The sequence below is a fragment of the Aquimarina litoralis genome, assembly GCF_019295435.1.
Lineage (GTDB): Bacteria > Bacteroidota > Bacteroidia > Flavobacteriales > Flavobacteriaceae > Aquimarina > Aquimarina litoralis_A.
Window position 1 is genome coordinate 1 of the sequence record NZ_WEKL01000086.1, and the last position, 9,061, is coordinate 9,061.

Here is a 9,061-nt window from a genome sequence, read left to right on the forward strand (position 1 = left end):
CCCATAGCTCAATGCTTTGACCGTTAGCCCCTCCACTTCCTCCATCAATAGTATAACCTGAAGCATTGCGTTTGATCAATTTATAAGCTCCATTTCCCATTGAGACTTTCTTCCATTGTTGATTTTGATTTGTATCACTGCAGCTCCATAGATATACGTTTTGATTAGTAGCACCACCATGATTACCATCGATGCAATAATTTGTTCCTAATTTTTGATAAGAATAATACCCATTTCCTCTATCTATTTCAATCCACTGTTGGTTGATGTTCTTTTCATCTGCTGTCCATAGATAGACATCCTGACCATCTTTCCCATCATTTCCACCATCTATGGCAAAACTAGTGGCATTACGTTTTCTGATGTGTACAATTCGATTTGTTTCTACTGGAGTAATTGTAAAAGATTCCCAGGAACCAGCTGCTGCTGCTGATACCATATTCACATTTCCATTTGGATCTATTTGTAATCTTCTATAATTAGAGGGACCATCTGGTAAGGTTAAAAAATAGGATTCATTTGATGTTCCTTCGGTAATTTCATAATAAGTGTAAACTCCATTCCAAGCAGTTGGTTGCATATCCGCAGCAGAAGAATTATCGGTTCTTAATCTTGGTTTTGTGCCTCCAGCAGCTCGTTGCAAATGCCAATAACCATTTCCTTTGGCCACAAATTGCCATTCTACATCAGCACCTGTAGTATTTGTAGAAGTGGTATACGGAGCTTCACTCTCACCAGTGGCAGCTAATCGGACATTATGTTTTAAGACATCTAAATAATATTTCTTTTTAGGATCTGGAACAAAATTAACTACGCTAACACAATTATCAGATTGCGAAATGGTATTATTAGATCCATTATCAGTAACTGGACCACAAGATGTTACATTAATACTTGAACTTTTATTGGATAAGACAACTGGAAAGTTTGATAAATTGGTTAGCTCAAAATCTTTTCCTTCAAAATCATTTTGATGTGGAAGATTACCATTTAAAAGTCGAATATTATTTTTATCACCTCCAACTTTTATAGATAAACCAGCTTCCACAGCTTCCTCTGATCCTCTTAGTGTAATTTTATGTTGACTCCCACCAATATAAGCTATACTTCCAGAACCATTATAGTAAGGAACACTACTGGGTAAGATAGTGATATCCGCATGATAGTTTCGGTCGTTTTCATAAGTCGTGGAATACACAGGACCATACGAACAATCCGCATAACAATCTATTACATCTCCTGAGCCAAGAGAGAAACCATTTTCACATCCAATAGCTGTGCAACCTTCAACGTATTTTGTTCCTGTTGCATGAGAAATAGTAACTCCAGTACGCATATTTTTAATCGTACAATTAAGTATTGTAGGGTTAGAGGTGCCACGATTGTATTCTACTCCATCTATAGTTGTTGTTCCGGCATTGTAGGCACGAATACCACCTTCACCTAAGCTTAGCATATATCCAGCAGGTAATCGATAACCCCAAACCGTCATAAAATCTACATTATCTGCAGGAGATCCTGTTCCTTCTTCGGCTAACATATCATCGGTAGAACGCATTTCGCCCTCAATATAGCATCCTTCAATAATTGGATTGCTAGCAGCCTGCATGAAAATGGCATGTCCATAAGATCTATGAATAAGMGTACAATTTTTTACATGATTGGATTCTCCACGTACCAACAAAGCCGAGTGTTTACGATGACTAATTACAGGCCCTCCTCCTTTACCAAAAGCATCTCCATAACCATAAGGATAAGAACCTCTGATAGTCATATGAAATCCTTCTAAAAGATTATCTGCTCCATCCATCACGATCGTTTGTGCTCTTTTCCTAGGAGCATTATTTCCTATGTTTACTAAAGTCAAATTCTTTAGAATATTATTGTTACCTAAAATTTGAAGTAGATTAACATCCACGTTTCCAAAACTACTTAAGACTTCAGTATCAATATTTATGGTTACACCTGTAAAATCATATATGCTATTATTGCCTTCAAATGGTAATAATGGATTACCAAATTTTCCAGACGCAACATCATTTGCTGTTATATTATAAATTCCTGGAGCTAATTTGACCTGTACGTTATTATCATTTAGATAAGGCTGTAGTTGTTGTAAAGAAGTAACGGTAGTTTGGGAAATCAAATTCCCAATGGAAAAGGTTAATAAGAGAAATAATATTTTTTTCATGACTTGTTGATTTAATGACAATCATGGTTGGTTGTTTCAATGATTTTTAAGCTTTTCAGAAAGCTTATGGCGTTGATTGTCATCGTTTTGTTTCTTGTTAGTTTAAATTGGTTGACCAATTTAGAGTCTAAAGTAGGCTTATTAATTTTTTAGATGATGATCAAATGATTTTTTGACATTAATAAAGTAGAATTCGTAGAGAACCAAAAATAATTCGCATTAGTAGCTTATTGATGAATTGAAATTTAATGACTTAAGCGAAGTAATCTTGGATAAGTACTTCCTTTGCTATTAAAAAAATAAGAGATTGTTTTTAGTTAAAGAATAGGTATTCAATATTAAATAGAATGAAAATGATAAAGCTGCTATTAATTTTAACGAAAAGTTCAAGATTTAGGTAATACTTACTTTTCGATACAATATGTGTTGAACCCTTATAAATAAAAAATGGAGATTAATAGGATATTTATAATGGGAGACTTTATTTATTTTGTTAAATATCCATATTTAATAAGGTTATTAAAACCATTTAACTTCCTACTAACCTTTCAGGTTAATCTTAAATATTTTCAGTTGTCCATAAATATTGTTCCAATTAGTATTTTGAGATTTCATCCAAGAGTCCAGTTTCTTTTGAGGTTATTTAACTCTTGACGTACCCTCAATTAGCCTTTGACTCTTTACAGAGATATCCAGAAGCTCCGATATTTTTTGTTTTTCAATATCTTCTAAAGGTTTAAATTTGAGGAAGTTATAGCCTAAGCGTCTCAATACCAGAAAAGGCAAAATATTATTATTTAGAACATTTTTTAACTCCTTTGTTTCCTCAAGAGGAAATTCTTTGTTATAATCGAATTTATTAGCGATAGTAATTAATTTAATAATGTTGTTTTCATTATATTTTGATTTAACATTATCGAAAGTGTTTTTTAAATCTCTAGATGATATAGATGATGAAACCTTTTTTATTGTTGAATATGATATCATGTAAAGCATATTAAACATTATTTTCTTTGCGAGCATTTCTTTTTCACTTTCTGTTATTGTGGTATCTTCTCCAATTAATTCTATTATTTCGTTTTTGATGTCTTCTTCACCTTCAAGTAATACATTAAACATTGAAGATAATGTTCTTATAGCTAAAAAATATGCATTCTCAATTATGTATACTTTGTCTTCTTTCCTTAAAGAAGCATATCTATTTTTAACTATATGTCCTAAAATCTCTATTGACTTATAGGATGTATTAATTTGTGATATGTAGTCAATTTCGTTGTAACTTTTTGATCCAATATGAAAATCTTCATTTTTAGAGGAGTTTTCCACCTTATCTCTATTACTTAATTCTTGTTCCTTATTTTTTACATGATCTGTACTGTCTAGTGTTAGGTTTTCTGATCTTTCTTTTATCAAGCTATTAATCTCCTTTATATCCTCACTAAAATTTAAAATATTAGAATCAGTAAATAATTTGCTAGTAACATTAATTATTTCATCGGTTATCAATTTAGACTTAGAATGATGAGATAAAAACATGTATATATTGGCTGAGTAAGATTGATATAATTTGCTTGATAAATCCTCTATATGTTTCATAACATCATGGTTATCGATATTATCTGCCAAATATTTCGCTATAAAGTAAAAATAGATGTACGTATATTTAAATTTGTAAATTTCATCTGCTTTTCTTAGTATTTCAGTCTGTATTAAAATTTGTTCAGTTTTAACAAAACTAATTTCCACATCGTATTTATCTTTAAATTTATGATGAAAATCCATAAAACCTTTCTCATTAATATGATTACTTTTATTTAAAAATAGATCATAAGCTAATTCAGATAAATAAGAATACAGTTTTTCAATTTCCTTATTTTCTTTAACTTTTTGACCAATAGCAGACTTGATTAATACATCATAATAATATCCAAACGTGCTTTGCTCTAAATTAGTGGATGTGGTAAGCTCATTAGATTGAAGTATAATTAGAATATATATAGGGAGAGAGGGTACCAAATTTTTTCCAATAATTGAATCGATTATTTTTTCAGCAGCATAGTAATTATCTACCTTGTCTTTCTCATCAACAAAATCATCATTATAAGTTAAATCTTTCCATTTTTTAATTAGTTCGAATCTTTTAGATGCACCAAAGGGGAGTAATTCAAAGATGTTCACATCTAGATTCTTAACATCAAGTAATTCATTAAGAGTTACAAATTCATCCCATACAATTAATGTTTTAAATTCTGAATCAATGATAGAATTAATAAGTTTCTTTTTATGATCAAAAGACAATTTAGAGTCATTAAAATTATCAAAAATTAAATACACTCTATCAATATTTTCTTTTGTAAAATTGTCATATTGAGAATTTGCTTCTTTCAGAATTAACTTTCTAACTCTCGCTATATTTGTTTCTTTTAATAATTCGCCAGATATATATAAAGGAAATAAGTCACTCTCCTTTAGAATTTTTTCAAAGGTTATTTTACAAAATGCTGTTTTACCTGAATTCTCTTCACCAAATAAAATAATATTCTTAAAGTGATTACTTATTATATTCTTATGTATAAAATTAAGTGTTACATTATTGCTTTTGTCTTCCTGTTCTACTACATCATATCTTTCGAAAAAAGGCGATACGTAAATATCTTTTAACTTTATATTTTTTGATGAACGATTGGTGAATTTTGCTCCAGCATCAAGAACAAAGGAATTTTCGAAATCTTGATTTAAAACTGGAAGTGTTTCAATTGGAGTTATGTGGACCGGAGTTTCATTTAATATATTTAATTCTAATTCTCCATTAATTACATTGTTATCTAAGGAGGGGATAAATTTCGAAGAATCATCATCATACTTTCTGAAATAACATTTTACTTTCTCGTGATGTGAATAGTTTATTATTGTATAACCATTTTTATAAGCGTGTAATTTTGAATTTTCTGCGGTTAATGATTTTCCTATTGATAAAAGATACTTTCCATACAGACCAGTAACATAATTCGTTTGTTGTTCATGAGTGTGTCCAATTAGAATTATATCGTAATTTTTATAAATTGTCTTTTCAATCTCTGTTTGCTCAATTTCACGAGATAAAAAAGATAATGGATGATGAATAATACATATTTTGATTTTTGAATCATCAATAAATTCTAAAGAATGCTCTATTTGTTTTATACCTACCGCAATATTTCCTTCATCATTATCATCATAACATAACCAACTTGAATTCAAGCAAGAAATACCGATTGAAGTGTCATCTAATTTCAATAAAAAAGAATTATCAATTCCCGTTATTTGTGCTTGTTCATATCCTGAATAAAATTCCTTTGCAAATTCATTATAAGTTTCCAGCCCTTTTATTTTACGTTCTGGATTTGAGTCATAGAAATCTTTTAAAAAGCTATTTAATAGAGTAGAAGACCTTTTGTCTTTATCTTTATTCTTATCTAGTAGATTATCTTTTAGTGAAAAATCTGTGTATTTGTCTAATTTGGATCTATCTATTTCATGATTTCCAGGAATAAAAAAAATTCTATTTTTCAGAAAATTGAATTTGTCAATGAATTTATTTAAAAATTCTAATATAGTTTTGTAATGTTCTTTAGAAGTAAAGTTTCTTCCACCTTGATTTAAAAAATCCCCGCTAAAAACTAGTATTGAGTTTTCATTGATATAGTTAGAAATGTCTTCTAAAAGTGCATCAATTAGTTTTTTATGATTATATCCAAAATTATCATCATTTATATGTATATCGCTTAAGTGTATTATGTTTATCATTTATGGATTTTTAATCCCTAAAGTTAAGTGCTTTTAATTTCTTTTCTACCAAACAACTAATCACATTATCAACAGGTTTTTAACTTTTTTTAACTTTTTTTAACAACTGAATTCCCCTAGAAAAAGTAGAGCTTAAAGTTTTTTACAATATTTCCTTGAAATTATGAATAAGTACTGCAGCAAAACCGATAATATAACATGTAGTTTCTAAAATACTTAACAAGACTGCTAAATAAACATGCTTAATGAATAAATCATCTTGTTAAATGGGTTCTGATATAAAAGGTTTAAAACATAAGTATATTAGTAAAGAAGTTAACCAAGCAAATAGAACAATAAATGATCTAGCTACTTTTTCTAAATGTAATATTTTTGACTTCTTTATTTTTATTATTACTTCCCAATACAGAAATTAGCAAAGATATTACCAAGCAAATCATCGGAAGTAATTTCACCAGTGATTTCACCAAAATGATATAATGCTTGGCGAATGTCGATAGCCATTAGATCTCCAGAAAGTCCAGTATCTAATCCGTACTGTACTTTTTGGATTTCTTCTAGTGCCTTTAATAGTGCATCATAATGTCTGGTATTCGTAACAATAGTTTCATTATTGCGAAGTGCTCCCGTATTTACAAAATCTAATAATTGGTTTTGTAAGTCTTCAACTCCTGTTCCAGATTTAGCAGATATTAATTGTAAACTTATGCCTTCTACTTGAAATAGTTCATTGGTTAATGTTTCAAGAGAGGTTTTATCAACCTTATCAATTTTATTAGCAACAATGATTAATGGTTTTTGCGGGTATTTATTCTTAATTTTTTCAATTTCAACGATAAATGTTTTACCAGAAACCAAAAACTTATCGGCTTCTAATAAATAGATAACTACCTGAGCCTGTTCTATTTTTTCAAATGTTTTCTGGATACCAATACTTTCAACTACATCTTCCGTTTCTCTAATTCCAGCAGTATCTATAAAACGAAAACTTACTCCACCAATAGTAATTTCATCTTCAATAGTATCTCTGGTAGTACCAGCAATATCAGATACGATAGCTCTTTCCTCATTAAGTAAAGCATTTAACAAAGTAGATTTTCCAACATTAGGTTCGCCAACGATCGCGGTTGGTATTCCATTTTTGATCACGTTACCAACAGCAAATGAATCAATTAACCTTTTCAAAACGTTAGTGATTCTTGATATCAGATCCTTAAATTGTGTACGATCAGCAAACTCAACATCTTCTTCGGAAAAGTCAAGCTCTAATTCAATAAGCGAAGCAAAATTCATTAATTCTTCACGGAGTTTTTTTATTTCATTAGAAAATCCTCCTCTCATTTGTTGCATAGCGATTTGATGAGAAGCTTCAGAATCTGAGGCAATTAGATCAGCTACAGCTTCAGCTTGTGATAAGTCTAGTTTTCCATTTAAAAATGCTCGTAACGTAAATTCTCCAGCATCTGCCATTCTACAACCTTTACGTAGTAATAATTGAATAATTTCTTGCTGGATATAGGTAGAACCGTGACAAGAAATTTCTACTGTAGGTTCTCCTGTATATGAATTGGTGTTTTTGAATAAAGATACCAACACTTCGTCCAATATACGGTCCTCGTCTACAATATGTCCCAAATGAATCGTATGAGTTTTTTGAGAAGCCAGTTCTTTACCTTTGATAGATTTAAATATAGGATTGCAAATGGTAATGGCATCTTTTCCAGAAACTCTTACAACAGCTATAGCACCTGCTCCTGAAGGTGTAGCTAACGCAACAATAGTGTCTTGTGTAATCATACAATTCAAAAATGAAAGTACAAAAATAGACATATTATAGTCGTAGCTTTCTATTTTTAAGTTGAAACTTTTTTGTAGACAGCTTTTTGTTCCTTACATTTAACCCTTAGGGGTTAGAAATTCACGTAATTTCAATAAATAAAAATAAGAGGAAATAATAGGAATATTGTTAAAGGTCTAACTAACCTTTTGGCATAAGATTTAGTAACTAAATTTAATTTCTATATACTAAACTTTTATTTTTATGAATTTTCACAGCACAAACTCAATTAGCAGAAGCAAGCTGCTAATAAAACACAAATTATCTACTGTCATATGCGCAGTAATTATGCTAATTCCTTTCGTCAATTTTTCACAAACGCAGAATTTAGCTAGACATGAAACACCATRCAATCTGACACTGAAATCAGATGGTATTGTGGGTAAAAGTGGATCTAATACAATTACAGAAGAAATTTCTGAAAAAGGAGCAACCTGGCTTCGTTTATTCTTTAAAGATGTAAATCTTGGAGATAATAGTACCATTACGATTACTTCAAAATTAGATGGTGCAACTCAAGTTTTAAACTCGCAAACAATTAGGGAATGGAAAAATTCGAGTGCTTATTTTAATGGTGATGCCGTAAAGGTAACACTATCTATAGCACCTAATGACACTTCGGCAAAAATTAATATTTACGAGTTAAGTGTTGGGGAATTGGATCCGACTATAAAATCTCAATGCGGATCTGCTGATGATCGTATTGATTCAACAGATGATGCAATTGGAAGAATTGTGCCTATTGGTTGTACAGGATGGATAATAACCAACGGACGATTTGTAACTGCTGGACATTGTTTGACTAGTAGATCTGAAATTATTGAGTTTAACGTTCCTAAATCTAATCCGGATAGAACCATCGTGCATCCTGGACCAGAAGATCAATATCCTATAGGAAATTTTGTTTCTCCATATATTAATAGTCCTAGTCAAGCTAATGACTGGGGTGTTTTTGAAGCAAGTGCGAATACTCAAACAGGTTTGACTCCTTTACAAGCACAAGGAAAGTCATTTAATGTAGTACAATCTGCTCCTGGAAACACAATTAGAATTACTGGGTTTGGAACAGATACAGGAATAGACAACCAAACACAGCAAACACATTCAGGGCCACTTGCTGATGTGAACAATACGTTTGTTAGATATAGAGCTGATACTACTGGAGGTAATTCTGGAAGTCCAATTATTGACGAAGCTACTGGAAATGCTGTAGGGGTTCACGCTTATGGTGGTTGTACGGGTTCTGG

Annotated in this window: 4 protein-coding genes; 1 reads left to right on the forward strand and 3 read right to left on the reverse strand. The window is 30.8% G+C overall.

Annotated elements, in window-relative coordinates; all coding sequences use genetic code 11:
* The 3 genes from GBO31_RS23015 to mnmE all read right to left on the reverse strand — a co-directional run.
* Positions 1 to 2,191: RICIN domain-containing protein (locus GBO31_RS23015; RefSeq protein WP_219010962.1), on the reverse strand; the 2,191-nt coding region annotated here is incomplete at its 3' end.
* Positions 2,192 to 2,830: 639 nt separating this feature from the next.
* Positions 2,831 to 5,977: a metallophosphoesterase gene (locus GBO31_RS23020; RefSeq protein ID WP_219010963.1), complete on the reverse strand. Its 3,147-nt coding sequence runs from the start codon at positions 5,975 to 5,977 to the stop codon at positions 2,831 to 2,833.
* 393 nt (positions 5,978 to 6,370) lie between these two features.
* Positions 6,371 to 7,774: a tRNA uridine-5-carboxymethylaminomethyl(34) synthesis GTPase MnmE gene (gene mnmE, locus GBO31_RS23025; protein WP_219010965.1), complete on the reverse strand. Its 1,404-nt coding sequence runs from the start codon at positions 7,772 to 7,774 to the stop codon at positions 6,371 to 6,373.
* 244 nt (positions 7,775 to 8,018) lie between these two features.
* On the opposite strand from mnmE, the gene GBO31_RS23030 reads away from it, so the two are divergent.
* On the forward strand, positions 8,019 to 9,061 hold a 1,043-nt coding region (locus tag GBO31_RS23030), incomplete at its 3' end, for a trypsin-like serine peptidase (protein WP_219010967.1).